The organism is Microbulbifer sp. YPW1 (genome assembly GCF_013367775.1).
GTDB lineage: Bacteria > Pseudomonadota > Gammaproteobacteria > Pseudomonadales > Cellvibrionaceae > Microbulbifer.
In genome coordinates, this window is the sequence record NZ_CP055157.1 from 33,242 (window position 1) to 59,971 (window position 26,730).

The window sequence follows — 26,730 nt, forward strand, 5'->3', positions numbered from 1 at the left end:
CATCGCAGCTCTGTCGCCCAAAGCGTTTATGCGAAGTCGCGTGCGGGGCACTCAGTGATCCGGTTTAAGAGGCAAACAGTTTTCGCAAGCCAAACCAGCCACCCTTTTTCTTGATCTTGGCACCAGCGTCGCCATAGGAGTGGAAAAGTTCGATCAGCGCTTCGGCCTCAGTCTCCTGGAACTTTAGGGGTTCGAAGCGCTGGTAGTTGTGGCTGCGAATAAACTGTTTTACCGCTTCCTCTGCCGGAACATACTTCATCGACCAGTCGGCGAAAAACCGCTCAGATACCGTCTTTAATGACAGAATCGTCACCTCCCGGTGTCGCAAATCCGCCGCAATGCGCCGGTAGGCCTGGTTGACGGCCTGGCGCTCGCCTTCCAGCGCCTGAAAGAAGTAGCCATCACCGAAATACAGTACGCCGCCAATATTGGCATGTGCATTGTTCCTGCGGCTCTGCATCAGGATGCGCCCCACGGACGGTTCAACGCCCTGCTTTACCGGCACAGGTTCAAAGGCGGCGCGGCTGGCATAGACCAGCCGGATCAATTCGCTCATAGTTCGACCCAATTTATTCGAAATGTATTCGCCGTTACTACGCCGCCAACTGGACCCTGGATCAGTTTTAAATTGCGACCGCGCTTGGAACCGCGCATCGACGCCTAGCCATCAAACCCATCCCAGTAAGGCGGATCACCAAAGTAGTTGCCAATAAAATCGATAAATACCCGAAGCTTGGTGGCCAGTAATTTCCTGTGGGGATATACCGCATACAGTGCCAGCGGCTCGGGTTCATACTCCTGCAGTATGACTTGCAGCTTGCCCGCTTTTATCGCTTCCCCGGCGATAAAGGTGGGCTGTAATACATACCCTTGGCCGGCAACGGCGGCCTGCATCAGGATTTCACCGTTGTTGCACGCGATACCCGCCGCACCCACTGGCTGGCTTCTTTTCAGCGCGGCCATCAGCCGGGAATCCCCCTGACTCGATTCCATATAGCTGTAGCGCAGGTAGTGTTCCGGCTTTAAGTCTTCCGGGGTCTCCGGTACGCCCTCCCGCGCCAGGTATTCAGGGGATGCACATACCACCAGGCGTATTGGCGCCAGCCGCCGGGCGATCAGCGAAGAGCTTTTCAAGTGGCCGATACGCAGGGCCACATCAAACCCCTCCTCCACCACATCCACCTTGCGGTCGTTAAGCTGCAGTTCGATGCCTACCGACGGGTGGTCTTGTTTAAAGTCTCCAATCAGCGGTGCCAGATGGCGTGTGGCAAAAGTGACCGGGGCGCTGATGCGCAGCAGCCCCTGGGCTTCGCTCTGCATCTGTCCCAGCTGGCTCTCCATGTCCGTGAGGCTTTCCAGGATTTGTACCGCAAACTGGTAACACTGCTCGCCCTCCTCCGTCAGATGCACGCGCCGCGTGGTGCGGTTGAACAGGCGCACCTTGAGGCGTTCTTCGAGTTGGGACACGTACTTGCTGACCAGCTGGTTCGATAACTCCAACTTGTCTGCGGCCTTTTTAAAGCCCCCTTCGTCGGCGACCGCCACAAAGGCGTTCAGCGCGGTAATCCGGTCCATAGCAGCATAACCAATCATATTGCCAACAATTTGTTGATAGTAGACCAACAAACTGCGCGTTTATACCCCACATTGTTGCCATTAAACTGATTTCCAAGCTGGTGAGGTTTGAACACCAAGCCCAAACCCAACAACTCGGAGAACGGTTATGAACAAGCAAATGATCAACAAGGTTTTGAACTCTAACGCTGGACTGGGCGCGCTCGCCCTGCGTGTACCGGTGGGCATCATCCTCGCCGCCCACGGCGCCCAGAAACTGTTTGGCTGGTTCGGCGGCTACGGGCTGGAAGGCACCGGCCAATGGATGGCAAGCATCGGCCTGGCGCCCGGCTACCTGATGGCCCTGCTGGCCGGCAGTGCGGAATTCTTTGGCGGCCTCGCCCTGGTGCTCGGCCTGCTCACCCGCCCCGCCGCTGCAGTCAGTGCCGTCACTATGCTGGTGGCAATCTTCAGTGTGCATATCAGCAACGGCTTGTTCATGGCAAACAACGGTTATGAATTCGCGCTGGCGCTGTTCGCGGCGACCCTGGCTCTGGCAATTCAGGGGGGCGGCACCCTCGCGCTGGACAATGGCCTGCGCAATCTCCTGGCCAACGAACGCGACCTGCAAGCGGCGCAGCCCGCCTGATAGCCAACAGTGACAACCCCGTCTTGCGCCCCCGGCCGGGGGCGCACGCAGATCAACAAGTGGTGACAGCATGTTAGTGAATGGCGTTTGGCAGGAAAATTGGCAACCGGTGCAACAGGAAGACGGTGATGGCCGCTTTATTCGGCAGACGTCTTCCTTCCGCAACTGGGTAACGGCAGACGGAACTGCCGGTGTCACGGGCCGCGGAGGCTTCAAGGCAGAGGCCGGCCGCTACCACCTGTACGTGGCGTACATCTGCCCCTGGGCGAGCCGCGCCCTGGTGGCGCGTCAATTGAAGGGCCTGACCGACGTAATCAGTGTGTCGGTAGTCAACCCGGTGCTTACCGATCAGGGGTGGGCGTTCGGCGGTTTTAGCGGCGCCGACGAGGACACACTGAATGGCGCGCATTACATGCATGAACTCTACACCCGCGCCGATCCCAACTTCACCGGGCGCGCCACGGTGCCGGTGCTGTGGGACAAGCACACGAGGACCATCGTCAACAACGAGTCTGCAGACATCGTGCGCATGCTCAACAGCACTTTCAGCCATCTGGGTAACCAAGGCCCCGACCTCTACCCCGCCGTACTGGCAGAGGATATCGACGCGTTAAACGGTTACCTGTATGAAAACCTGAACAACGGCGTTTACAAGGCCGGCTTTGCGACTACTCAATTTGCCTATAAAGAGGCCTACAACCGTGTATTCGCCGCACTGGATGAGCTGGAATCACGACTCGCCGACGGCCGCAAATTTTTGTTCGGCGATGACCTCACCGAATCCGACATCCGCCTGTTTGTCACGCTGGTGCGATTTGATGCTGCGTATTTCGGCCTGTTCAAGTGCAATCGCAATACGCTCAAGGAAATGCCAAACCTGCACCGCTATATGCACCGGGTGCTCGAATTAGAGGGAGTACAGGAAACGGTGAAGCTGGCGCATATCAAGGCTGGGTACTATTCGATCAAGGCGCTCAATCCCACAGGAATTGTCCCGGAGGGGCCGCGCGGTATTTGATGGAATCCGGAGAACTGCTCCGCAGGGAATTCACGGAAGAGCGGGTGCTAAGGGGGTGCTGTCGCGCTATAGTCAGGACACATTCACCCTAAACATCCGTGGGGTAGCATATGGAATTTCTGATCCTCCTCATCATCGTAGTGGCAATCCTGGTGGTGCCGCTGAAGATGGCCGCCGGCATGCTGGGAGCGCGTAATACCGGGGTTTTCTCCTGTCTGTTTGCCCTACTGCTGGCAGTAATCATCCAGCATTTTGTCGGCGGGATGATTCCCGGCGTCACAGAAGAACTCGGCCTGCTGATCACCATCCCTCTCGCAGCCATCGCCTATATGCTGGTGCTGGGAACCGGATTCCTGAAAGGTATTCTGATCGCGATTATTCAGGGGCTGCTCACCATTGCACTTACCCTGCTACTGGGTGGTTTTGTGGCGGCGGTTTGATTCGCTGCGACATTACGAGAAAACCTGCCATGCTCCAGACATTGCACAATGCCCTTAAAGTGCCGTGCACCGCCTCTAGGGTGACTATCAATTGCCGACCATGCGGCGGCTCAGAAATGACGCAGCATATGGCACGAGTAATACTGGGGCTGTTATTGGTAATACTGGCGGGATATGCAATGGCAACGGAAGAACCGGCGTATACAGTGACGGAAGAATCGGCGCCGTTCGAGCTGCGCACCTACCAGCCCAGAATTGTGGCGGAAGTGGTGGTGAGTGGTTCGATGGACGAGGCGTCGAGCAGGGGCTTTCGCCTGCTCGCCAACTACATCTTTGGCAACAATACGGCAGGTGGTGGCGGCAGCGAGAAGATTGAGATGACAGCACCCGTGGGTATGGAGCCCCGCTCGGAAAAGATCAGCATGACGGCGCCAGTCAGCATGCAGGAAAATGACGGCCGCTGGCGCGTCTCATTCGTGATGCCGAGCCACTACACCCTGGAAACCCTGCCGCGTCCGAACAATGCCGCAGTGACTATCCGCCAGATCCCCGAAACCCGCTACGCGGTTATTCGTTTCTCCGGGCTGACCGGCGCAGACAAGGTCGCGGAGAAAACGGCGGACCTGCAGGAATGGGTCGCAGGGAAAGGCTTGCAGCCGGTCGGCGCGCCGGAGCTGGCGCGTTACAACCCGCCCTGGACCCTGCCGTTTTTACGCAGGAATGAGGTTATGCTGGAGGTTCAGTAAACCAGCGCATCTTCCTCTTCGTCCTCGATCGACTCCAGCGCGAGCGACAAGCCACCACCGGTCTTGGCCGCTCCAGTTTCCTCGTCGGATTCCTCGACCACCGCCTTGGGCTTCTTGCCCTCTTCATACATTTTGATCCGCAGGCGCAGGTTATTGGCAGAGTCCGCGTTCTTGATCGCCTCGTCGTGGCTGATACGGCCTTCCACGTACAGTTTGAACAGCGCACCGTCAAACGTCTGCATACCGAGGTTTTCTGACTTTTCCATCATTTCCTTGATGTTGTGGAACTCGCCTTTCAGGATCAGCTCGTTGATGGTCTGTGTTCCCAGCAGGATTTCCACAGCGGCGCAGCGCTTGCCGTCCACCGTGGGCACCAGGCGCTGGGATACGAAGGCGCGGATATTCTGCGACAGTGACATCAGCAGTTGTGGGCGACGCTCTTCCGGGAAAAAGTTTACGATCCGGTCGAGGGCCTGGTTGGCGTTGTTGGCATGCAGGGTGGAAATTGCCAGGTGGCCGGTTTCGGCAAAGGCGATGGCGTGCTCCATGGTCTCGCGATCGCGGATCTCGCCGATCAAGATCACGTCCGGCGCCTGACGCAAGGTGTTCTTCAGCGCCGCGTGGAAGCTGCGGGTATCCACACCCACCTCGCGCTGATTGATCACGCTCTTCTTGTGCCGGTGCACATACTCCACCGGGTCTTCAATGGTGATGATGTGGCCACCGCTGTTGGTGTTGCGGTGGTCAATCAGCGCCGCCAGCGAGGTGGACTTGCCCGAGCCGGTACCGCCCACAAACAGCACCAGGCCGCGCTTGGCCATCACCACGTCCTTGAGAATAGGCGGCAGCTTGAGGTCATCAAACTTGGGAATCTCGGTGACGATATTTCGCGCAACAATGGAGACCTGATTGCGTTGCCAGAAAATATTGATCCGGAAGCGCCCCACATTGGGGATGGTCATCGCCAGGTTCATTTCCAGCTCGCGCTTGAACTCATCGCGCTGCTCGTCATCCATGATATCCATGGCGATCTTCTCGATCTCCCCGGGGCCAAGGGGCTCTTTGCTAAGGGGTTTCAGCACCCCCTGGAACTTGGCACAGGGCGGCGCGCCGGTGCTCAAGTAGAGGTCAGAGCCATCATTTTTGGCGAGTACACGGAGATAACCGGTAAAGTCCATTGATACAGTTCCTGCTGGCGCGAAAATCATCGAGCGCAAAGCTTATCGAAAACTGTGACATGCGGCAAAGAAAAACACTGTGAATGTGAATCGGAGCAGGGAGCGGAGAATGATACGAAACGCGCATGTTGAAGATGCTCAAAATATCGCGTCAATATACAACCACTATGTCAAACACACCTGCATTACCTTCGAAATAGAGCCGGTATCTGCTGACGAAATAGCGCGCCGTATCGAAGAATGTGGCAGCAATGCACTGCCGTGGCTGGTGGCCGAAAACAATGGTCAGGTAATTGGTTACTGCTACGCAACGAAATGGAAGGGCCGCAGTGCGTACAGATATTCAGTGGAAGCCACCGTCTATCTTAATCCGAACGCTACCGCTAAAGGTTGGGGTTCCGCACTGTATCAGGCGTTACTTGAACAACTAAAGTCGCGCGGCATTCATGCGGTGATCTGCGGTATCGCACTGCCGAATGCGGCGAGTGTGGCGCTGCACGAGAAATTTGGTATGCAGAAAGTGGCACACTTCAAAGAAGTGGGGCGAAAGTTCGATCAGTGGGTAGATGTGGGTTACTGGCAGTACCTACTGCAATCTTGAGGTCGTTTGTACGAACAGCTCGGCCCGATGCGGGCGTGGTCGACGCTTCAACAAGACAACAAACTGGTTAATTTTTACCCAAAATAGAGTTCAGCGTCTATTCAGCTTCAACTGGTACGATAGTGCATCAGAAAAATTCACTCCGGGCGCCACCCCTCCGCGTCGATTGCCGTGATCGCACAGATGTACCCCCAATGAAAAGAAGAATGCTATTGCTCCATATAACTGCGATCATCACCACCGCCGGATGCAGCATGGCTCCCTACCAGCATTCGCCGCAAGACACGCCCCGCGCCTCACAAGAACGCCCTCTCTCCCAAACCAAGCATCCTCAATCCAAGCCCGCCCCATCCCCCTCGCCCTCTGAGTTAGTCAAAGCACGCCTGTACGAGCAATTTCAAGAGTGGAAGGGTACCCGGTATCAATTGGGCGGTATGAGCAAGCGCGGTATCGACTGCTCTGCGCTGGTATTACTCACCTACCGGGATCACATGGGCATACAGCTTCCCCGCACCACCAGATACCAGGCCCGAACCGGTAAGGCCATCAAGCGCAGCCAGCTGCGCACGGGAGACCTGGTGTTCTTCAAGACCGGTCGCCGGGGCCGGCATGTGGGCATCTACATTGAGAATGGGCAGTTCCTTCACGCCTCTGTTTCCAGAGGCGTGACCATTTCCCACTTATCGGAACACTACTGGAACAGTCGCTACTGGCGCGCGCGCAGGCTGGATATAGATGGTCGTAGTTAACCTCCGCCCCAGTCAGAAGCGAATCTGCGCTCGCACCGCACCGACAGTTACATCGGGGCGTCCCTGCTCGTGCGGCTTAACTCTTTGCAGGTCAGCGGTAATACGCAGCCAGGGTGTTACGTGCAAATTGTAGAAAATTTCCACGCCCTGCTCGTCACGGATGAAAAAGGAAGGATCGAATGGAATGGTATTGCCGATGGTTGCCAGCCCATCGACCAGTTTTTTGCTCAAACCGTATTTAAAATAACCGACTCCCCACCGGTCTTGCGGTCGGCCAGGATGCAGCCCCTGACCGCCCAGACCAACCAGGAAATGCCATTTAAGCGGGTTGGGATTGCCGTCGGATGCAGCCGCTTCTAAAAAAAGCCCCCAACCGGCATCCGGATTACCGGGCGTGTGGTAGAGATATTGCTGCGCAGCGGCGCTTAAATACCAGTAGCCTTTTTTCGCCAGCAGAGATTCAGACTCGGGCGGAATATCAAGCAGGGCCGGTATCAAATTAAGGTCAAACCCCGATTTTGAGCTGTAGACGCCGCGCACACTGTAGAAACCCTTGTTGTCCGCGACCTTAACCGGGAATGTCGCCGAGATACTGGTGGTTGTGCCTTCCGAAAAAGGGTTTTTGATGACCTCCTGATCCTGTGAATTACGCGGATCGTAGACCATCAGTGTGAAGGCTGCGTTTTCGATTTTATGCACGCCAATAAAGCCAAATAGGTACGGCGGCGTCACGCCACTAATCGGAGCTGCGAGCCCGATATTCATGAACGTATCGAGGCCACCACCGCCGGCAAGAGGTTTTTTGGCGGCGACGCTCAACATATTGAACTTGCCAAAGCTTAACGATGTACTGTCCCCGAATTGCTGCCTCAGCGTAAGTGCCGTTTCACTATCGCTCCCCCCCAGTCGCGGATAGGCGAGCGCCGTATTGAACGGAAACAACTCTCCATTCCCCGGGTTGTTGGCATCTTCCCCGTAAATCCATTCCTGGTGCACATTGACGGAAAAGCCGCGCCACAATCCCAGCTTCGACATATCCAGATTTACGATCAGGTCTCCCTTGCCCCCGTACTGCCAACTTTTACTGCCATCACCATCGAGGACACCCTGGGAAAATTGTGTGAGCCTGGCATCTATGTTTACCCCGCGATCTCGCAAGGTTTGCCTCGCCCCGCCGGGACAGTCGAACAAGGCTGGACGAGAGCAAAGAGACGTCCCGTTGTCGGCTTGGTCAACGTTTTGCGCAAAAACCTCCGGCAAAAAGACAATGCAGGTAACCATGGTTACTGCAATTACCCGCTTCAAACTCCGTCCCATAGCAGCCTCTCGCGCACTTACCCTTGATTAGCTCAACAGCTTAACTGGTAGCATCCCGGACAGAGTGTAGTCAGTTTTCGCGCTATGGGTTTCGACCCAGCGGTGGGCACCTTGGAACCTGACGGCGCCAGTTCGTCAGAACCCGCTAACTGATTGCGAGTGGCGCGCTGTCAGTTGCCTGCTCCACCACCTTTTCGGGTGCAATCAGACTGACGATCTGCCAGTCCTCCTTGAGCGCAATATCGTGTAAAACGGTGTATATATGCACTCTGCCCTGTGGGTCTAAGGCGTAAAGCTTTGTCGCGCGATTACCGTAGGTTTCCTTGTAGTCGTCAAAAGTGAAAGCCTCGGTAATGCGTGTTGTCCTTATGGTTGCACCTCTCGCTACCAGGCTGGCGATGCGACTATAGGTGGCATTCTCTGAAAACAGCGCCAGCTTCTTCGCGTAGTCATCCGAAACCCGGTGGCTGGCCCGCCCCTCCTGGCCGCCATGGCTCAACCCCAGCACCGCCCCTTCGCCAAGCACATGTTCGAAGTGATAAGTGACCAGCGGATTCAACTGCTTGTAAGGCGACAGGACGAGAACCTTGCCAATGGTCGAAAGGTCCATGGTCAGGCTCGCGTGTTCCGAGATCGGGTTGCCGTAATAAGTGGGGATATTTTCCATGCGCGCCTCGCGTATGGCATCCCAGTTGGTATCGGCGATCCTGACCGGAATATCCTTTTCCATCAGATCTTTCGCCAGCATGCGCGCAAACTTGCTGCCCCCAAATACCAGGAACCCATTGGGATAAGGGGCGCGCACCCCGAGCAACTTGGCGATCGGCTTGGAAGTCAGGCTTTGCAGGACGACAGTGGCAATGATCACCAGAAAGACCATCGGTACCAGCAGTTCCGATTTTGGCAATCCGAAGGGTTCCAGTTTCAGGGCAAACAGCGCGGATACCGCAGCGGCAACGATACCCCGCGGGGCGATCCAGCTGAGCATTGCCAGCTCGCGCCAGTTGAGACCAGAACCCGGAGAAGACAGGAACACAGAGAGCGGCCGGGCGACAAACATAATCGCCGCCAGTACCAGCAGCGCGCCCCACCCCAGCTGTGCCAGGGTGAAGAACTCCACCCGCGCTGCCAACAGAATAAACAGGGCGGAAATCAGCAATACGCTGAGGGTTTCCTTGAACTCGAGAATATCGTCGACGTCCAGGTTCTTCATATTGGCCATCCAGATACCCATCACGGTTACCGTGAGCAGGCCGGATTCGTGGGCCATCAGATCGGATGCGGCGTAGGCGCCCAGCATCAGGGTGAGCACGGCGGTATTGCGCAGGTAGTGCGGTACCCAGTTGTTCCGGAGCAGCGTACCAAGGAAGTAGCCCATCAGCGAACCCAGGCCAAAACCGATGGCCACAACCTTCAGCAGTATGACCAGGGTGTGCTCGACGGCATTTTGCGACGCCACGATGTACTCGTACACCAGCACCGCAAGCAGCGCTCCGATGGGATCAATGACAATGCCTTCCCAGCGAAGAATATTGGAAATACGGGTGTTGGGGCGCACCGAACGCAACATGGGAACGATCACCGTTGGCCCGGTTACGGTGACAATGGCGCCAAATAGCGCCGCGAGATGCAGGGGCATGCCGAGCACATAATGAGCGGCCGGTGTGGCGATTACCCAGGTTACCAGGGCGCCCAGTGTGCACAGGTTGCGCACCATGGTGCCGTGCCCGGCGATATCGGAAAACTTGAGGGTAAGCGCCCCCTCAAACAGGATGATGGCCACCGCCAGCGATACGAGCGGGAACAGCAGATCGCCAAACAGCGCGTCGGGATCGAGCACCCCGGTCATCGGCCCCAGTACAATCCCCGCCAGCAGCAGCGGCAGGATCGCCGGCAACTTGAGCATAAACGCCAGATACTGGCACGCAATCGACACGATCCCCACCATTACTAACAGGGCCATTGGGTTCGAGATCAGTTCTTGCATAGAGATGGCTTGCCGATTGAGATAGTTATTCGAGCGCTGATGCTAAGTTAGCGAATCGTCTCCGGAATTCAATGACTCATAATTACACGAGGGAACGGACGGCTATCGGTTCTGTACAATCCCGTATAAAGTGAATACCGGTGTAGAGAGCCCCCTGGAACCCGGGAGGTAGCGATGGCGCCAAATCACTTCCGTGCCAGCCGCTTGCACCACCAGCCAAGATTTACCAAAAGGGCAAACCATGAGCGCACAAGAACTACAGGCAATTCTCGAACTGGATTGCGAAGCCCGTTACGAATACTTTCTGGATGTCACCGGAGAAGAGCGTGAAGTCTGGATTCTGATCAACAGCGATGAGCACTTCCTGAAACTGCATTCCGACGAACAGGGCGGTTTCGAGTACCTGCCCCTGTGGCCGTCACAGGCATTCGCCGAGGCCTATGCCGAGGGAGAGAGCGATCTCACCACCCGCAGTATTCCCCTGCCCCAATTCCTGAACCGGTGGCTGCCGGGGCTGGACAAAGACGGGATTGAGGTCGGAGTGTTTCCCGGCGCCGACAACAGTGTCTGGATTACGGACCCCAAAGACCTGGAACAGGACCTGCGCGAGGAGCTGAACCGTTTTTGAAGGGGGGCAGCGTCTGTATCTTCCCCGATACCGGGGAATGCGATGCCTGGATCCTGATGAAGGAAAAGCGCTGCGAAGCGATGGACACTACGCAATAGTGCCGGGCTCTGCCTCGGCCATTTGCCCGGATCGTCCGCAGAAAAAGTGATACTGGTTGCGGCCGTGATTTTTCGCCATGTACAGCGCCGTATCGGCGTTGTCGATCAAGCGCTCCGGACTCGCCGGATATCCGCCGTGTATGCCCTCCACGGTAGTTCCGCCGATACTGGCGGTAACAATACCTTCCCCATCGTTTCTACCCTGGTGAGGAATGGCACACTCTCGAATTGCCTGCTGCAGCCGCTCGACGGTAACCGCAAGTTCAGCCTTGTCGGTACCCGGTAACAGCAGCGCGAACTCCTCCCCACCGTAACGCGCCAGCAGTTCGCCGCTGCGGCGAACGCATCCGGCAATGGCATCACTCACCAGGCGCAGGCAGTGATCCCCGGCAACATGCCCGTAGTGATCGTTGTACGCCTTGAAGTGATCGATATCCAGCAATAGCAGTGACAGCGGCTGATCGCGCCGTGCAGCGCGGTCGAGCTCTTTTTGCAGGGTTTCATCGAAATGTCGTCGGTTAGCGAGACCGGTAAGACCGTCCTGCTCGGAAAGTTCCCGCAGGCGGATATTCAACTCTATCGAGCGTACGATGGAACGATATACCGGTGCCGACGCCAGCAAGATCACCACGCCGTACAGTACTATTGCGGCCGCGAGGATTTGCATGCGCTCACTTCCATCGAGCACCAGCAACACAGCGCCCGGCACCACCACCGGGATAAAAAATGCCAGCAGCGTCTTCGGCTCCGCCGCATACCCCACGACCGCACAGGCGCTCAACCCCATCACCCACAGGCAGACCACTGACAAATAAAACGGGTCTCCCGCTGGAACAAAAGCAACCCAAGCGACCCCGTAAAGCAGTCCCTGTAGTGCCGACATGGCGGCAAAGTAATACCCCCAGCGCCGACACTGGGCGATATCTTTTTCGTGTTTACGGTAGTGACAGTAAAGCGGCACCCGTATTACTGCCACCAGAATCACGGCCGCGAGCCACAGCAGGAGCGGTAACGGGTGGGCAACGTCCCAGAAATTGGCAGCCAGCAAGGCGCCGGCGATCGGGTGGCTGATAGAAAGTGTCCAGGTGTGTCGGTACACACTGGCAATTTTTTGGGCTCGGACTTGTTGTGCGAGAGTTGGCTTTTGCGTGTTCATTTTTTTATTTTTTTAGGGAGGGGGTGGAGATGAGGGAAGGATTGGCTTCGTTGCACTTGTGAAGCTTATAGAATAACCGGGAGGGATTGCCTCAAAACACGCTGTGCGTGTTTTGCCCCTGCGGGCTCGGCTTCGCCTCGGTCTCAACTCGCTTTGGCGAGTTGATCGAACCCCGCGAAGGTTCTCACCCGACCTCATCGTCGTTAAACAAAAAAGCCCGGCTTTTAGCCGGGCTTTTTTGTTTAATGGCGGTGAGGGAGGGATTCGAACCCTCGATGCCTTTCGACATACACACTTTCCAGGCGTGCTCCTTCGGCCACTCGGACACCTCACCGAAACTGATTGTCGCGTTGATTGTGAATTGTTTAGCGAGCCTCATCCGCACGCCTGCGGGCTCGTCGGCGTTTTGCCTTGCTAATCAGTAACATAGCTCCCGATCAGCGAGCGCGAACTTTACAGAAAGGCAGCGGCAGGTGCAAGTGTATTTCGCAAAAAATCCCGCCAGCCGCGCATCCGGGTTTGGTTCACTCGCCGGTCCAGTCGGCAAAAAAGTCCGCTACCGCCAGGTCTGGTGCCGGTCTCGGGGGCTTTTGTGGGGTACCCATATAGATGAAACCGCTTATCTCTTCATTTTCTGCGAGCCCCAGGCCCTCGGCGACCACGCGGTTCTCGGCCAGCGCGCCGGTGCGCCAGTATGCGCCAACGCCCTCGGCAAAGGCGGCGGTCAGCATGGCCTGTACCGCACCGGCGGTAGACATGCGCTGCTCGTTGTGAGGTACCTTGGGATGCTCTTGCAAGCAAGTGATCGCAACCACCACCAGCGGTGCTCGCAGGGGCATGGCCAGGGTGCGTTCGCGCTGGGCTTCGCTGAGAGGCTCGCCAGACTCGCTGGCCTTGAGATAAATCTCCCCCATGCGGGCACGCGCCTCACCCTCTACCACCAGAAAACGCCAGGGGCGCAGATTGCCGTGATCGGCTGCGCGCAGGGCTGCGCGGAAAATGGCTTCCCGCTGCTGACTATTCGGTGCTGGGTCACCCAAAGCCCCAATTGATACCCGGTTATGCAGTGCCTCCAGCGCGTCCATCCATTGCCTCCTGATATTGAACGGTGCGAAATAATTCCCCCCGAAGGGACGGGGATTCTACCTCAAATGTATTAACTACAAATGTTGAACGAACGTACTATTTAGAACCTTATCCTCAAATGCCGTCGCTTTCACTGCAGCAAGAGGTTAAACTTTGCGCCTGTCAGTGATCCAGGCCTCGTTATAATGAAAAAAGCTGAGGCTCTGGCGGTACTTCCCTTCGCCCGGCAATAGAAGTTGATGTCCGCCAGTAATTGACGGGGACGAGATGAGAACAAAATGCTCCCGGATCAATACAGTTATCGATAAGACCCGCGTTCATGCAGAATCAGCCAGAAGAAACCCGCGGCCGCCAGCAAGATTCCCGGTATCCGCTCTATTTCCGCGCCCTGATCTGTTTTGCAGCTTCCGGCACGCTGCTCAACAGCATCAACTGGTCGGCGCTTATCACCCAGAGCACCTTGTTGCAGCTGGCGATGGCAGCGCTGCTGCTGGCGTACATCCCCGTTGCACACCAGATTTCCCGCCGCAGCGTACCGGAAACCGCTGAACAGGTTCGCCGCTGGCTCTCCTTTACCGACGCCCTCCTGATCGGCATGGCCATGGCCATGGCCAATTTCAGCCTGCTGCCCAGCCTGCTGTTTTTGACCATGATCCAGTTCAACGCCCTCACCCAGGGCGGCGGCCGCTGCTGGTTTGAACACAACACCGCCATGCTAATGGGCGTAGGCCTCGGCTATGTAGTGCACCGCCCTGCGCTGGTGGTCAATGCCGATCTCAATATCAGTGCTGCCAGCCTGATCGGGGTATTTACTTACTTCTGCTGTTACGCCTTCTACACCCACAAACAGCTTGCGCGCCTCAGGGAGCAAAACCAGAAGCTGGAAAAAGAACAGCGCATCGCCAACCTGGCCAGCTACAAGCTCTCCCGCTACCTGCCCAAACGCCTGTGGCGCGCGGTGACGACCGGCAAGGACAAAGAGATTGTCACAGAGCGCAAGTTGCTCACGGTATTTTTCTCCGACATCAAGGACTTCAGCCAGCTCACCGAAGAGATGGAGGCGGAAACCCTCACCGGCCTGTTGAATAACTACCTCACTGAAATGTCGCGCATCGTGGCCCACTACGGCGGAACCATCGACAAATTTATCGGCGACGCGGTGATGGTGGTATTCGGGGATGACCAGAGCAAGGGGCCCAAATCCGATGCGCTGCGCTGCGTAGCCATGGCGCTGGCAATGCGCAAACGCGTGCGGGAGATGATGCAGGAATGGTACGACCAGGGGATCTCTCACCCGCTGCAGATCCGCATGGGCATCAATACCGGCTACTGCACCGTCGGGGTGTTCGGCACCGCAGACCACCAGACTTACACGGTGATGGGTACCCACGTGAACCTGGCAGCCCGTCTGGAAAGCGCTGCGGAGCCGGGCGAGGTACTGATCAGCCACGAAACCTGGGCGATGATCAAACAGACAGTAATGTGCCGCGACAAGGGCCACGTTAGCGTGAAAGGATTCAGCACCCCGGTGAAGGTGTACTCGGTGACCGACCTGCGCAAGAACCTCGGCGGCCAGCAGAGCTACCTGGAAGAACACGCGCCCGGATTCGCCATGCACCTGGATCTGGACAAGGTGCGCAACTACGACAAGGAAAAAGTGCTGCAGGCGCTGCAAAAGGCGCAGGCACGCCTCAAGAGCAAGGTCATCATCTAGATATAGAATTTAGTCGAGCGCGGCTTACTGCCGCGCAAACCTTCCCGGAAACTCAATCTCACCCGCAGACGTCCGCAGCGGGTTAATGTCCAGCCCTCCGCGACGGGTATAGCGGGCGCAAACCGTCAGCTTCTCGAAGTCCGCGAGCTTCTGCAGGTCGCAATACATCCGCTCCACACAGTGCTCGTGAAAATCCTGATGCTCACGGAACGAAATGATGTAAGCGAGCAGCCCCTGCCTTTCCAGCGCCGGCCCCCGGTAATCGATGGAAACCGTTGCCCAGTCGGGCTGCCCGGTGACGGGGCAGTTACTGCGCAAGAGGTGACTGTAGAGCACCTCCTCTACGACGTCATCGCCCTCGCGCAACTTCAGCAGCTCCGCATCCGGCTGATAGGTCTGCACCTGGATATCCAGCTGGTCGATACAGGTTCCGACCGGCTTGTGCACATCCAGCGCTGCGTCTTCAACGTCGTATAACGTTACTGCCACGTCGCTGCCCGCAGCGGCACTGAGGTCTTTCTCGAGTACTGCGCGCACGTCATCGGCAGAACCAAACTGACTCTGGTTAAAGGAGTTCAGGTATAGCTTGAAGGACTTTGACTCGATCATGAACGGACTGCTGGCGGCGAACCGGAAGCGCGCCACCACTACCTGCGGCACGCCTTTCGGGTTCAGCCACGACAATTCAAAGCCCCACCATTCATCCGCACCACTGAACGGAAGTGCGCCATCCTCCAACCCCAACTGGGCCCGGGATACCGAGCGCGGGATCGGATGCAACAGGGAGGGGTTATAGCTGGATTCGTAGCGGGTCTCCTGCCCCAGGGGCAGGTTTTGCCAGTCTTCTCGATTCATGTGTTGACTCACGCATTTGTTCGCCTGCCAGGCAGGCGAACCATCAATATTCAATCAGTGCCGCAGGCGCTTGCCGTGACGCATCAGGTGTAATGCCCAGGCGGACAGTGCAGCGATAAACACCAGTACACCAGCGAATGCCCAGCCCACGCTGATATCGGACACACCGAGCACACCGTAACGGAAGGCGTTGACCATATAGAGAATGGGGTTCAGCTTGGACAATCCCTGCCAGAAGGGCGACAACAGCTCGATGGAATAAAACACCCCACCGAGATAGGTCAGCGGCGTCAGCACAAAGGTCGGGATAATGGAGATATCGTCAAAGCTGTTGGCAAAAATCGCATTGATAAACCCGGCCAGCGCAAACAGCACCGAGGTCAGGAATACGATCAGCACCGTCAGCCCGATATGCTGGACCGTAAGGGAGGTGAACACCAGCGCGATCAGGGTGACTACCAGCCCAACAATCAGCCCGCGGGCAACACCGCCAAGTACATAGCCTGCCATCACCACCCAGTTGGGCGTGGGAGACACCAGCAACTCCTCCACACTGCGCTGAAACTTGGCGCTGTAGAAGGACGACACCACATTGCCATAGGAGTTGGTGATCACGGCCATCATGATCAGACCGGGCACCACAAACTCCATATAGGAATAACCGCCCATTTCACCGATACGGCTGCCAATCAGGGAGCCGAATATCACGAAATACAGCGACATGGTGATGACCGGCGGCACCAGGGTCTGCGGCCAGATACGGGTAAAACGACGCACTTCCCGGCGAAAAATGGTCGAGAAGGCGGTCCAGATCAATTGCAGGCTCATAACTACCCCTCCTCTCCATCGGCTTTCTGTTTCTTGTTTTCAGTGAGCAGGGAGACAAACAGCTCCTCCAGCCGGTTGGCGCGGTTGCGCATGCTGGTCACGGCGATGCTCTGCGCGCTCAGCAGGGTAAACAGGTCACTCAGTGACTGCCCCTTTTCCACAGTCACCTCCAGGCTGTGCTCGTCCACCAGCCGCCCATCAAACTCGCCGAAGTCCGGCGCCTCGCCGAGTGACTCGCGCACATCGAGAATAAACACTTCCCGGCTGAGGGTTTTGATCAGGGACTTGATAGAGGTGTTTTCCACAATATCGCCCTGGTCAATGATGGCGATATTGCGACACAGGCTCTCCGCCTCTTCCAGATAGTGGGTGGTGAGGATGATGGTGGTGCCCTGCTTGTTGATTTCCTGCAGGAATTCCCACATGGAGCGGCGCAGCTCGATATCCACACCTGCGGTGGGCTCATCCAGAATCAACAGCCTGGGCTCATGGATCAGTGCGCGGGCAATCATCAGGCGCCGCTTCATACCGCCGGACAACATCCGCGCCTGGGTGTTGCGCTTGTCCCACAGCCCCAGCTTGCGCAGGTACTTCTCCGTGCGTTCTTCCGCCAGGCTGCGCGGCATACCATAGAACCCGCCCTGGGTGCAGACAATGTCGAAGACCTTCTCAAACTGGCTGAAGTTGAACTCCTGGGGCACCACACCGAGCATCTGCTTGGCCTTGGGGAAGTCCTTGTCGATGTCGATCCCAAAGATCGACACCTCCCCGGCGGTCTTGCGCACCAGGGAACACAGGATGCCGATAGTGGTGGATTTGCCGGCGCCATTGGGCCCCAGCAGAGCAAAGAAGTCCCCCGGCTGCACATCAAAGCTAATGCCCTTCAGTGCCTGGAAACCGTTATCGTAGGTTTTTTCGAGATTGCGAATGGACAGTGCAGCTGTCATTACTTCCTCCAGACGGTAAGGGCGCTTATTCAACGCCCTCGCCCCAGATATTGCAACCGCACAGAAATTGGGGATATTTGCCCGGCGCCGAATAGCAGACATAAAAAAAGCCGCTCAATTGAGCAGCTTTCTTTATTTGGAGCGGGAAACCGGGTTCGAACCGGCGACCTCAACCTTGGCAAGGTTGCGCTCTACCAACTGAGCTATTCCCGCGAATTTGACCGAGCCAGAAGTTAAATCTTCCGGCCCGGTTTTGCAAGATCGTCGTTACGTTGCGACCCTGCTGTATTGGCATCCCCAAGGGGAGTCGAACCCCTGTTACCGCCGTGAAAGGGCGGTGTCCTAGGCCTCTAGACGATGGGGACATAGGAACTGGAGCGGGAAACCGGGTTCGAACCGGCGACCTCAACCTTGGCAAGGTTGCGCTCTACCAACTGAGCTATTCCCGCAATGGCATCCCCAAGGGGAGTCGAACCCCTGTTACCGCCGTGAAAGGGCGGTGTCCTAGGCCTCTAGACGATGGGGACCCAGAATCCTTCTCAGCGTTGCTAACCACGTTTCCGTAAGTCAGTACCGCGTCGAAGTGGGGCGCATTCTATGGAGACCCCGGGGGGCTGTCAACACCCGAATGAAAAAATATTAAGAAATTTTTCCTTTGCATACAGGCACTTACACAGCCGTCGACAAAACGACCGCTCGCGCCCCCGGAATCCAGCTGACGATGCGGACGTAGATTAGCGCGCCCCTTCGACACGCCTCTCCAGTCTCCGCATGAATTTGCGGATTCTGGCTGCATTGCTTCCCAGATCGCGGTTGCCGGTACGGGATGCAGACCGCATATCCACCCGCACATCACTGCTGCCGGCTTCCCCTGCCGCCGCCTCTTTCACATCGGCGCCTTTTGCGTCCTTGGCCCCGGTCTCTGTGCCCGTGCCTGAGGAGTCTGGCTTTGTGCTCTCCCCTACCGGCCTGACCCGCACCACAATGTCCTGGGTAATCCCCAGGATCGGGGTGCTGTCCACCGCTTCCAGGCGCCCCTGCCCCGCCTTGACCGCAATGACACGCCAACCCAGCTCCCGCGCCACCGCCTCCGCATGGGTCAGTACGTCGGACACCGGCAAGGACAGAATCAGCGGCTGGATGTCACTGTAGGCCGGGGTAGCCTGTTGCACCTTCGCCGAGGTCGGGCCCGGATAGTCCGGGCTGTGGTCGCCGTCCCTGCGCAGGGACAGCAACAGGTCGAACTGGGGGGGATCGACGGTATCGGTAGTGATGTCGTACAGCGCCGGGGTATTCAGGTTGTGCTGGCCCACGGTAAACAGGGGCAGCGCCACCGGCACAAGCCCCAGCACCATGGCCCACAGGGCCGCTGTGCGCGCCTCCCCGTGCCGTCGCACCAGCCCCCACAGGAACACCAGCATGGAAAACAGCGCCACGGCGATCATTGCCAGCCCCAGCGCACCAAATAGCGCATAGGCGGAATCCAGATCCAGCAGCCCCACCCGCACACCGACCACACCGAGACCGATGACAGACAGCAACAGCCACTGAATGCGGTACAGCCAGCGGCTCCAGTGGCGCGGTCGCCCGGATCGAATCATTACAGATCTCCACGCTAGGGTTAGGGGAACTGTCAGTGTGCAGCTGCCGGACGGTATCCGGCATTCTGTGACCCGGCTGCGCCTCTCAGTCGGCGCCTTCGTCCGGGTCGTGTTTTACCGACAGGGAATTTACACAATAGCGCAAGCCGGTGGGCGCCGGCCCGTCCGGAAACACGTGCCCCAGATGAGAGCCGCAATTGGCGCAGAGGATCTCGATACGACGCATTCCCAGGCTATTGTCGACCCGCTCTTCGATAGCTCCCTTCTCCACCTCGCTGTGAAAGCTCGGCCAGCCGCAGCCGGCATCAAATTTGGTCGAGGAGTGGAACAGGGGCTCGCCGCAGCAGCGACAGCGATAGGTACCATCCTCGAACAGGTCCCAGTACTCGCCACTAAACGGACGTTCGGTACCGGCCTCGCGACAAACACGAAATTCTTCATCGGTCAGGCGCTCGCGCCAGTAGTTATCGTCTTTTTCTTTTGACATACTGTGACTCCTTTTTCGCCTGATAAGTCAGTATCCAGCGGCATTACCCTGCCCGGCACAACGCTTAGCGGCAGCACCTTCTCTTACCCATGGTGTCATACCCATCGTGACCGGTCCTAAAAAACCGGGCGTTGGCCAACCCGGTTCCATGACTGGTAGCAAAGCCTACTAAAAGTCAGGCACCAATTAGAAGAATTTGCCCACTGGATTGTCTAGACAGACATCCGGTTTACTGTTGAAAGCCTATTTAAAGAACACAGCAATGAAGGATATTCACAAGTCGGAAAAACTCCACGGCGTCTGTTACGAGATTCGCGGGCCCGTCATGGAGCAGGCAACCCGTCTGGAAGAAGAAGGCCACCGGATCATGAAGCTGAACATCGGCAACCCGGCGCCCTTCGGCTTCGACGCGCCCGATGAAATCCTGCAGGACGTGATCTACAACCTGTCCCAGGCACAGGGCTATGTGGAATCCAAAGGTCTGTTTGCTGCGCGCAAGGCGATCATGCAGGAGTGCCAGACACTGGGTATTCCCGGAGTGGATATCGACGATATTTACCTGGGTAACGGGGTGTCCGAACTCATTTCCATGTCCACCCAGGCGCTGCTGAACACCGGCGATGAAATGCTGTTGCCGATGCCCAACTATCCCCTGTGGATGGCGGCCACCAATCTCACCGGAGCCAAGCCGGTGCTATACCGCTGCGACGAGCAGGCGGGCTGGCTGCCGGATATCGACGATATCAAATCCAAGATCACCCCCCGCACTCGCGGCATCGTGGTGATCAACCCGAACAACCCCACCGGTGCGGTTTACCCTAAGGAACTGCTGGAGCAGATCGTGGAGGTTGCACGCCAGCACAACCTGGTGATTTTTGCCGACGAGATCTACAGCAAAATCCTGTACGACGATGCCGTGTTTACCCCCATGGGCACCCTCGCCGAAGATGTGCTCTGCCTGAGCTTCAATGGCCTGTCCAAGTCCTACCGCCTGGCCGGATTCCGCTCGGGCTGGATGGTTGTGAGCGGCGCAAAGCATCGCGCGCGCGGCTTTATCGAGGGCATGGATATTCTTTCCTCGATGCGCCTGTGCGGCAACGTCCCGGCCATGTTCGCGGTACAGACCGCCCTCGGCGGCTACCAGAGCATCAACGATCTGGTACTGCCCGGCGGCCGACTGCGCCAGCAGCGCGATCTCGCGCACCGTATGCTGAACGAGATTCCCGGGGTGAGCTGTGTCAAACCGCAGGGCGCCATTTACCTGTTCCCGCGCATTGACCTGGACCGGCACAAGATCGAGAACGACGAGCGGTTCGTGCTCGACTTCCTACGCCAGGAAAAAATCCTGCTGGTACAGGGCAGTGCCTTCCACTGGGATGCCCCGGATCACCTGCGGATCGTATTCCTGCCCCGCGCCGACGATCTCTCCCATGCGATCGATCGCCTCGGCAATTTCCTCGAGCGCTATACGCAGTAAACCCCGGGCGACGAAAAGAGAGCATGCTAGACGATTTACATATCCACGACTTCTACCGCGATGCGGGGCGTATTCTGCTGGCGCTGTTCCAGCAGTTCCCCGCACCTGCCACGCTGTATGTGGAGGATATCGCGGGGCCGGACACGCCGGATGAATTCGGCCTGCACTCCCCCCGCCACCTCGCCTGCCTGGGCGCCATGACCTGGCTCAAGGAGTGCGGTTATATCCGCTTTTCCCAACTGGTGCGCCAGGAAGCGGTGGAAGAGGCAGCCCTCTCCCACCACAGCTTTCTGTTGATGGTCACCCGCGGTGAGGACGGCGTCAGTAACGCAGAGAAACTGGATCGGATAGTACGTGAGGGTTCGTCGCCCCAACTCGAAGAGCTGATGGTGGCGCTGATGAAGCGCCTCGGACATTAACCGTTGCGGTTAAACCGCACGTGCAACATCTTCAGCGCCCCATCCGGGTCACTGTCGGGGAAGTCCGGATTCTGCGGCAGGCGCTCTACCACGCTATACCCCGAGCTGGCCGCAGCAACCATTTCGCGGAAATACGCCTCACTGTGTGCCGGTGAATTCAGTACCAATAACAGGTCTGCTTCATCGGCGAGACACGCCGGAAGTTTTTCCAGCAACTTGGCATAGTTCGTCTCGACCTCAAACGCGCCGCGCTGCCGTGTGGGCGGATCCACCACCGCCAGCTGGAAGGGACCACTGCGGTCATATCGCTTGAAGTCCCGCAATGCATCCCGGGCGACAAAACGGACGCCCTTCATCGGCAACTGATTAAACTGATGGTTCGCCTGTCCGCGTTTCAGCACGCCCTTGTTGAGATCAATATTCAGAATCTCCAGCTCACCCGCCGCCCGCGCGACCACCGAAAATGCACAGGTAAAAGAGAACAGGTTAAGGAGCTTGAGGTTATCCAGCTGCCCGGCCTTTTCCCGAACCTGCTGTTCCAGCCAGAACCGCCCGGGTTCGATATCCAAGAAAAAACCCACATTCTGGCGATCAAAGGTCAGTGGAAATTGCAGTTGTCCACGGCGCGCAACCGGCGCCTCCACCGGCTCACCACACTCCCACACAATGGGCGCGCGCGGCCGGTATCGGCGCTGCACCGCAAGCCCGGTATAGCCGAACGGCTGCAGCAACGCCCACAGCTGCCGTGCAAGCTCGTCTTCCGCTTCGTATTCTTCGAACAGCGTCACCAGAATTGCCGGGTGATAGCTATCCACACAGACGCGCTCGAACCCCGGATAACAATTACCGCGGCCATGGAACAGACGGCGGCTGTCCAGCCGGTTTTCCGCGGCATGCGCCTCTGCAACTTTGCTGCGCACAACCTGCAGCAGGGATTCCCAATTCAATGTAATACTCGCCTGTTTTCTACGCTGAGGGCGCGGGGGTTGCTGTCACGGGTGCCGGGGATTCGCCACTGCCATCCCCTGACAGCGGGTAAAGAATTTCATCGCGATAACCAGTGACCACGGGAATAAACCCGCTCCAGGCGGCATCCAGAGAGGGATCACCACTATCCACCAGTAACGGCCGCCCACCCAGCTCGGTAATTTTGGTTTTGGTTGCCACCACCATCAGTTGTGCGCGCCCTACTGCGCGCAGAACATCCGGCGTCAGCTGCTGATTGCCGCGGCCAATCAAATGGCCCTGGCCACCAATCGCGGTAAGCAGAATTTTTACCGGGGCGTCCTGCGTTTTGCTGCGATGCTGCTGAATCGCCTCAGCGATCTGTACCGCATTCACATCCGCCGCTAGCATTACACCGTCCTGCCACAGGTCCACCCCGAGCAGCGTGCCGTCGGCGCCGAGCTCAGACAGTACTGCCAGGGTGGTTGAACCCGGGCCGACAATATACAGGGTCTGCGGATCCTGCTCTTCAATGTCTTCAACAATCTGTGCCGCGATATCGGCCACCGCCAGCTCTTCCACTTCACGACCGGCATTTTTAACCGCCTGCAGAAAGTGCCCTTCTTCCGGCACCAGCAATTCGCCGTAATAGCGGGTGCTCACACGCCCCTCGCGAAAGGACTTTTCATCGATATCGCGCACTTCGCGCTGATGCAGGTCTACCAGCTCACCGGACATCAGCCGGCGCAACACTTCGCCGCTGGCTTTCGGGGAAATGGCAAAACAGGCGGAGTGCATTTTGACACCGGCGGGAATTCCGAGAACCGGGAAAGTATCCCCCAGTGCATTGACCATGTTGCGCGCGGTACCGTCGCCTCCGGCGAATACAATCAGATCTGCTCCTGCGTCGCGAATGGACTGCGCCGCAGTCTCCGTATCCGCCGGGGTGGAGCGTCCGGATGCCGCAGCACCTACCACGCTGACGGTAAAGCCGAGCTCGCACGCCAGCGCTTCGCCCATGTCGCCAGCAAAGGTGACGATTTCCAGTTCGCCGGCAAAAGGTATCAATGCCTGCAGAGCAATCGCTGCGCGCTTGTGTGACTGCGGCTGAATCCCCGCCTCTAACGCGCGCTCGACGGTTTCTTCCCCGTCGCTGCCCTTGAGCCCCGCCGGCCCGCCAATTCCCGCCCAGGGATTGATAATCAGTCCAAGTTTCTTGAGTTTCACTTGAGCCCCAGTATCTCCAGTTGCTTGCGCGTCGCCGCATCCAGTTGCGGTGCCTGCATACGGTAGTGCGAAAATTCGAGGCGTTTGGGATACCGCTTGCGCTGCAGGTCGAATGATTCCGCCATGGTTTGTGTGCCGCTGCGGGCAGCGCCTGCCGCCGTGCGCAGCCGCTGATCGTCAGCCCGGGGATCGTACATAGCCAGTAACAGCTCGCGTATAGCGGCGTAGCCAGTGGCCGCCGTTGTGAGATGGCGCGGTTGCGTGTCCGCGGCCTCCCCAGCTTCGGATTTGTTTGTTGCAGGCAATGACAACGCCGTATCCACCGCCTCGCGAATCATACGGGTTCCCGCGAGCTTGCCGTCGTGGCTGTATCCGGCAATATGCGGACTGCCCAGATCGGTTTTCTCGAGCAGTTCCAGGTTGATGTCGGGCTCGTTTTCCCACACATCCAGCACGGTGGTAAACGGTTTCGGGTCATGGAGCAGTTCTGACAATGCGGCGTTATCGATCACCGCGCCGCGTCCGGCACTGATAAGTACAGCACCGGGCTTGATTGCCGCGAGCGTGTTTTTATCCAGCATATGCAGGCTCGGGTGCGGCCCACCCTTGACCAGCGGTGCGTGCAGGCAGATCACATCCTGCTGCAGGACACTGTGCAGTTCCGCCGCGTCCGGATTATCCGTCAGCCACGGGTCATAGATTTTGCAGGGAATGTCCAGGGCGCGCAGTTTCCGCTGAAGCGAGCCGCCCACGTTGCCACACCCCACGATACCGAAACTGCGATCCCGCCAGTCCACATTGAGCGCCGCCAGCGCACAGAACACGTACTCGACTACCGAATTCGCATTGCAGCCCGGCGCGGCGCTCCAGGAGATCCCCTGCTGCTCCAGCCAGTGGGTATCCAGGTGATCGGTACCGATGGTGCAGCTGCCCACAAAACGCACCGGTGTGTCTTCGAGCAGAGACCGGTTTACTTCGGTCACCGAGCGCACCAGCAAAATATCCGCCTGGGCCAGTTGTGCGCGATTCATGTTGCGACCGGGAACCCGGGTAATGGTACCCAGGTCAGCAAACCAGGTTTCGAGCCCGGGGATATTTTCGTCGGCAACGATATTCAAAGGGGGTGTTACACCGGAGTCGGTTGTCATGGGGTCGCGATACTCACTTCTGCGGAACTTTCCTGGGAATTTTTCTGGCCAATTCCCAGGGTGCGTCGAATTTTTCCGGCGAGTCCGCCGATACCGAATTCTTCCGCCAGGGCAATGGCCAGCTCGGGCTGTACCGGTTTGCGCACCAGCGCACTGGGAATGGCCGCGTCGCCGGTCTCAACTGCAAGCGGCACCGCATATTCAAGCTCAGCAAGACGGCGGGCCATGCGCATCTGTTCGGCATGGGTCGTAACCTTGGCAGCAATACCGGCGGCGCCACGGATTTTCAGGCCAGCTATCTCACCAGCTCCGGCAATCAGCGCTTCGATACTGTCAAATTCAGCCAGCAGACGCGCGGCCGTCTTGGCGCCGATTCCGGGGACGCCCGGTATATCGTCGATGGCATCCCCCACCAGCGCCAGATAGTCGGCAATCTGCGCAGGACGCACACCGAACTTGTGCTGTATTTCTGCGCGCCCGAGATACTGGTCCGCGGCAAAATCCCACAGTTTGGTAGCGCCGCGATCCAGCAACTGCCCCAGGTCTTTGTCGCGGGTGACGATCACCGGCGACAGACCACTGCGCACACAACGCGCGGTCAGTGTCGCAAGGATATCGTCGGCCTCGTAGCGATCACTGGCGTAACTCGCTATCCCCAGCGCCTCGGCCATCTCACGACAAGCAGCGAGCTGGTAGGCAAGGGCCTCATCGGGCAGTGCACGACTGCATTTGTAGTCCGGATAGATATCGTTGCGGAAACAGTTGCCGAGGGATTCGTCAAAAGCACAGGCAATATGCCCCGGCTGGCGGGCGAGCAGGTCCAGCAGGAAATTGCTAAAGCCGTACACCGCTTCGGTACTGTAGCCGGAGCGGCTCTCCCAGTTGGGAGGCAGGGCAAAGTAGTAGCGGAAAATATAGACAGAAGCATCGACCAGGTAGACATCGCTCATCCCAGGTCCTCCAGACGGTAGCGTTCCGCACGCAGCGGATCGGGGGAGCCGAAGGCGCGGGCCAGCGCGCGCGCAAAGGTAATAGCCCGGTCGTTGATCGCAGGTTTCCCCTCGCCCGGACACTTACAGTAACGCTGTACCTGCTGCCAGATATTGCGTTTGAAGGCGGGGCTGGGACCGAGACCGGCATCCAGGTTGTCCGCGCTCACCCGGAAACGCAGACCGCAGGCGACGGAGAAAATCCACTCCAGGGCCTGGGGCTTTACCTCTACCCGCTCAAACTCCGCCTGCTGGGCGGCGCTGCGACCATCGGGAGCGTACCAGTAGCCGTAATCCGGCTGACGGCGGCGCTCGGCTCCGGCCACACACCAGTGCGCGGCCTCGTGCAGGGCGCTGGCGGCATAGTCGCGGGTGAACTCTATCTGGTGGACGCTGCCCGGCGCACGGTCTGCCGGGCGGTAGTAAGGCTCTTCATACCCCCCAACGAGGCGCGTATTCAGTCCCTCGGCATCAGAAAAGCAGCGATCGAAGACCGTGACTATGCGTTCAGTCACCGAACTGCCTGAGTCGACGTGGACGCGAGCAAGATGGTACGGAACTTGCTCTTCTTGAACTGTGATCGGCGCTGTATCTGACACCACAGGCTCCTGCAACGGGGTTTGGCACTCGGAGGCGATACTTGCCACCAGTGCCCGGCTGGCGCGGACTATAACAGCGGGCGCGGGGGGATCAAGGCCAGCCCCGACGCCGGTTGCGACAGGCTGTGGCCACCGTTTGTGCCGATCTCACCCAACTCAACCAATAAGGAGGAACTTCCAGGTAAAGAACCCTATTCCGCTGGTTGTATTTCTGCGGATCAGAATATACCTTTGAACATAGGGATACCGGAAACCAGCTGCCGCTCAGCGCCATCGTCCCGAGAGCT

The 26,730-nt window shown here is 58.0% G+C and carries 27 protein-coding genes and 5 tRNA genes; 10 read left to right on the plus strand and 22 right to left on the minus strand.

Annotated features, from left to right (window positions below; translation table 11 throughout):
- Positions 1-64: 64 nt before the first annotated feature.
- Both HUW35_RS00150 and HUW35_RS00155 read right to left on the minus strand, forming a co-directional pair.
- The gene (locus HUW35_RS00150) at positions 65-556 is read right to left on the minus strand and encodes a BLUF domain-containing protein (RefSeq protein WP_181253727.1); all 492 of its coding nucleotides are present in this window, start codon (positions 554-556) and stop codon (positions 65-67) included.
- Positions 557-660: 104 nt separating this feature from the next.
- Complete coding sequence (locus HUW35_RS00155; RefSeq protein WP_181253728.1) at positions 661-1,575, minus strand: LysR family transcriptional regulator; 915 nt, start codon at positions 1,573-1,575, stop codon at positions 661-663.
- Positions 1,576-1,723: 148 nt separating this feature from the next.
- On the opposite strand from HUW35_RS00155, the gene HUW35_RS00160 reads away from it, so the two are divergent.
- The 4 genes from HUW35_RS00160 (at position 1,724) to HUW35_RS00175 (ending at position 4,407) form a co-directional block, all read left to right on the plus strand.
- Positions 1,724-2,203 (plus strand): DoxX family protein, encoded by a 480-nt coding sequence (locus HUW35_RS00160; RefSeq protein ID WP_181253729.1) that lies wholly within the window; start codon positions 1,724-1,726, stop codon positions 2,201-2,203.
- 70 nt (positions 2,204-2,273) lie between these two features.
- Positions 2,274-3,221, plus strand: coding sequence for a glutathione S-transferase family protein (locus HUW35_RS00165; protein ID WP_181253730.1), 948 nt, complete (start codon positions 2,274-2,276; stop codon positions 3,219-3,221).
- Between the two features lie 110 nt (positions 3,222-3,331).
- The gene (locus tag HUW35_RS00170) at positions 3,332-3,661 is read left to right on the plus strand and encodes a hypothetical protein (RefSeq protein WP_181253731.1); all 330 of its coding nucleotides are present in this window, start codon (positions 3,332-3,334) and stop codon (positions 3,659-3,661) included.
- A 179-nt stretch (positions 3,662-3,840) separates the two neighbouring features.
- Positions 3,841-4,407 carry a heme-binding protein gene (locus tag HUW35_RS00175; RefSeq protein ID WP_181253732.1) on the plus strand — a complete coding sequence of 189 codons (567 nt, stop codon included), beginning with the start codon at positions 3,841-3,843 and terminating at the stop codon, positions 4,405-4,407.
- Here the strand turns inward: HUW35_RS00175 and HUW35_RS00180 are convergent.
- Positions 4,401-5,585 carry a PilT/PilU family type 4a pilus ATPase gene (locus tag HUW35_RS00180; protein WP_181253733.1) on the minus strand — a complete coding sequence of 395 codons (1,185 nt, stop codon included), beginning with the start codon at positions 5,583-5,585 and terminating at the stop codon, positions 4,401-4,403. The two genes, HUW35_RS00175 and HUW35_RS00180, sit on opposite strands and share 7 nt — an antisense overlap.
- Before the next feature lie 109 nt (positions 5,586-5,694).
- On the opposite strand from HUW35_RS00180, the gene HUW35_RS00185 reads away from it, so the two are divergent.
- Positions 5,695-6,186, plus strand: a complete 492-nt coding sequence (locus HUW35_RS00185) for an arsinothricin resistance N-acetyltransferase ArsN1 family B (RefSeq protein WP_181253734.1) — start codon at positions 5,695-5,697, stop codon at positions 6,184-6,186.
- A 254-nt stretch (positions 6,187-6,440) separates the two neighbouring features.
- A complete protein-coding gene (locus HUW35_RS00190) occupies positions 6,441-6,935 on the plus strand; it encodes an NlpC/P60 family protein (protein ID WP_255463629.1) in 495 nt (164 codons plus the stop codon).
- Positions 6,936-6,947: 12 nt separating this feature from the next.
- Here HUW35_RS00190 and HUW35_RS00195 read toward each other — a convergent pair whose 3' ends face one another.
- A complete protein-coding gene (locus HUW35_RS00195) occupies positions 6,948-8,240 on the minus strand; it encodes a carbohydrate porin (RefSeq protein WP_219932624.1) in 1,293 nt (430 codons plus the stop codon).
- A gap of 157 nt (positions 8,241-8,397) precedes the next feature.
- On the minus strand, positions 8,398-10,239 hold the full coding sequence (locus HUW35_RS00200; RefSeq protein ID WP_255463389.1) for a sodium:proton antiporter: 1,842 nt from the start codon (positions 10,237-10,239) through the stop codon (positions 8,398-8,400).
- 241 nt (positions 10,240-10,480) lie between these two features.
- Here HUW35_RS00200 and HUW35_RS00205 point away from each other — a divergent pair, with 241 nt between their 5' ends.
- On the plus strand, positions 10,481-10,867 hold the full coding sequence (locus HUW35_RS00205; protein WP_181253737.1) for a DUF2750 domain-containing protein: 387 nt from the start codon (positions 10,481-10,483) through the stop codon (positions 10,865-10,867).
- Between the two features lie 87 nt (positions 10,868-10,954).
- Here HUW35_RS00205 and HUW35_RS00210 read toward each other — a convergent pair whose 3' ends face one another.
- The 3 genes from HUW35_RS00210 to HUW35_RS00220 form a co-directional block, all read right to left on the minus strand.
- Complete coding sequence (locus HUW35_RS00210) at positions 10,955-12,121, minus strand: GGDEF domain-containing protein (RefSeq protein WP_181253738.1); 1,167 nt, start codon at positions 12,119-12,121, stop codon at positions 10,955-10,957.
- Positions 12,122-12,367: 246 nt separating this feature from the next.
- A tRNA-Ser gene (locus tag HUW35_RS00215) sits at positions 12,368-12,455 on the minus strand.
- A gap of 190 nt (positions 12,456-12,645) precedes the next feature.
- On the minus strand, positions 12,646-13,206 hold the full coding sequence (locus HUW35_RS00220; RefSeq protein WP_181253739.1) for a nitroreductase family protein: 561 nt from the start codon (positions 13,204-13,206) through the stop codon (positions 12,646-12,648).
- Between the two features lie 320 nt (positions 13,207-13,526).
- Here HUW35_RS00220 and HUW35_RS00225 point away from each other — a divergent pair, with 320 nt between their 5' ends.
- Positions 13,527-14,921: an adenylate/guanylate cyclase domain-containing protein gene (locus HUW35_RS00225; protein ID WP_181253740.1), complete on the plus strand. Its 1,395-nt coding sequence runs from the start codon at positions 13,527-13,529 to the stop codon at positions 14,919-14,921.
- 24 nt (positions 14,922-14,945) lie between these two features.
- Here HUW35_RS00225 and queF read toward each other — a convergent pair whose 3' ends face one another.
- The 9 genes from queF to msrB all read right to left on the minus strand — a co-directional run bounded on the left by queF (position 14,946) and on the right by msrB (position 19,639).
- Positions 14,946-15,776 (minus strand): NADPH-dependent 7-cyano-7-deazaguanine reductase QueF, encoded by an 831-nt coding sequence (queF, locus tag HUW35_RS00230; RefSeq protein ID WP_181253741.1) that lies wholly within the window; start codon positions 15,774-15,776, stop codon positions 14,946-14,948.
- Positions 15,777-15,830: 54 nt separating this feature from the next.
- Entirely contained in the window at positions 15,831-16,604 is a 774-nt protein-coding gene (locus tag HUW35_RS00235) for an ABC transporter permease (protein ID WP_181253742.1), read from the minus strand.
- Positions 16,605-16,606: 2 nt separating this feature from the next.
- Complete coding sequence (locus HUW35_RS00240) at positions 16,607-17,551, minus strand: ABC transporter ATP-binding protein (protein WP_181253743.1); 945 nt, start codon at positions 17,549-17,551, stop codon at positions 16,607-16,609.
- A gap of 137 nt (positions 17,552-17,688) precedes the next feature.
- A tRNA-Gly gene (locus tag HUW35_RS00245) sits at positions 17,689-17,764 on the minus strand.
- 76 nt (positions 17,765-17,840) lie between these two features.
- A tRNA-Glu gene (locus HUW35_RS00250) sits at positions 17,841-17,916 on the minus strand.
- Positions 17,917-17,924: 8 nt separating this feature from the next.
- Positions 17,925-18,000: transfer RNA gene (locus HUW35_RS00255), tRNA-Gly, on the minus strand.
- 2 nt (positions 18,001-18,002) lie between these two features.
- Positions 18,003-18,078: transfer RNA gene (locus HUW35_RS00260), tRNA-Glu, on the minus strand.
- Between the two features lie 207 nt (positions 18,079-18,285).
- Positions 18,286-19,152 (minus strand): DUF1499 domain-containing protein, encoded by an 867-nt coding sequence (locus HUW35_RS00265; protein WP_181253744.1) that lies wholly within the window; start codon positions 19,150-19,152, stop codon positions 18,286-18,288.
- A gap of 85 nt (positions 19,153-19,237) precedes the next feature.
- A complete protein-coding gene (gene msrB, locus HUW35_RS00270) occupies positions 19,238-19,639 on the minus strand; it encodes a peptide-methionine (R)-S-oxide reductase MsrB (protein WP_181253745.1) in 402 nt (133 codons plus the stop codon).
- 262 nt (positions 19,640-19,901) lie between these two features.
- Here msrB and HUW35_RS00275 point away from each other — a divergent pair, with 262 nt between their 5' ends.
- Together HUW35_RS00275 and HUW35_RS00280 are read left to right on the plus strand one after the other, a co-directional pair.
- Positions 19,902-21,116, plus strand: a complete 1,215-nt coding sequence (locus HUW35_RS00275; RefSeq protein ID WP_181253746.1) for a pyridoxal phosphate-dependent aminotransferase — start codon at positions 19,902-19,904, stop codon at positions 21,114-21,116.
- Positions 21,117-21,139: 23 nt separating this feature from the next.
- A complete protein-coding gene (locus HUW35_RS00280) occupies positions 21,140-21,535 on the plus strand; it encodes a hypothetical protein (protein ID WP_181253747.1) in 396 nt (131 codons plus the stop codon).
- Here HUW35_RS00280 and HUW35_RS00285 read toward each other — a convergent pair.
- From HUW35_RS00285 to HUW35_RS00305, 5 genes are read right to left on the minus strand one after another with little or no spacing between them, the layout of a single operon-like run.
- Positions 21,532-22,482: a class I SAM-dependent methyltransferase gene (locus HUW35_RS00285; RefSeq protein WP_181253748.1), complete on the minus strand. Its 951-nt coding sequence runs from the start codon at positions 22,480-22,482 to the stop codon at positions 21,532-21,534. The two genes, HUW35_RS00280 and HUW35_RS00285, sit on opposite strands and share 4 nt — an antisense overlap.
- A gap of 19 nt (positions 22,483-22,501) precedes the next feature.
- Positions 22,502-23,707, minus strand: a complete 1,206-nt coding sequence (locus HUW35_RS00290) for an ATP-NAD kinase family protein (protein WP_181253749.1) — start codon at positions 23,705-23,707, stop codon at positions 22,502-22,504.
- Positions 23,704-24,855 carry a 4-phosphoerythronate dehydrogenase gene (locus tag HUW35_RS00295; RefSeq protein WP_181253750.1) on the minus strand — a complete coding sequence of 384 codons (1,152 nt, stop codon included), beginning with the start codon at positions 24,853-24,855 and terminating at the stop codon, positions 23,704-23,706. Before HUW35_RS00295 ends, HUW35_RS00290 begins: the two co-directional genes overlap by 4 nt.
- Positions 24,852-25,805, minus strand: a complete 954-nt coding sequence (locus HUW35_RS00300) for a 5'-3' exonuclease H3TH domain-containing protein (RefSeq protein ID WP_181253751.1) — start codon at positions 25,803-25,805, stop codon at positions 24,852-24,854. Before HUW35_RS00300 ends, HUW35_RS00295 begins: the two co-directional genes overlap by 4 nt.
- Positions 25,802-26,359, minus strand: coding sequence for an elongation factor P hydroxylase (locus HUW35_RS00305; protein WP_181253752.1), 558 nt, complete (start codon positions 26,357-26,359; stop codon positions 25,802-25,804). Before HUW35_RS00305 ends, HUW35_RS00300 begins: the two co-directional genes overlap by 4 nt.
- Between the last annotated feature and the right edge of the window lie 371 nt (positions 26,360-26,730).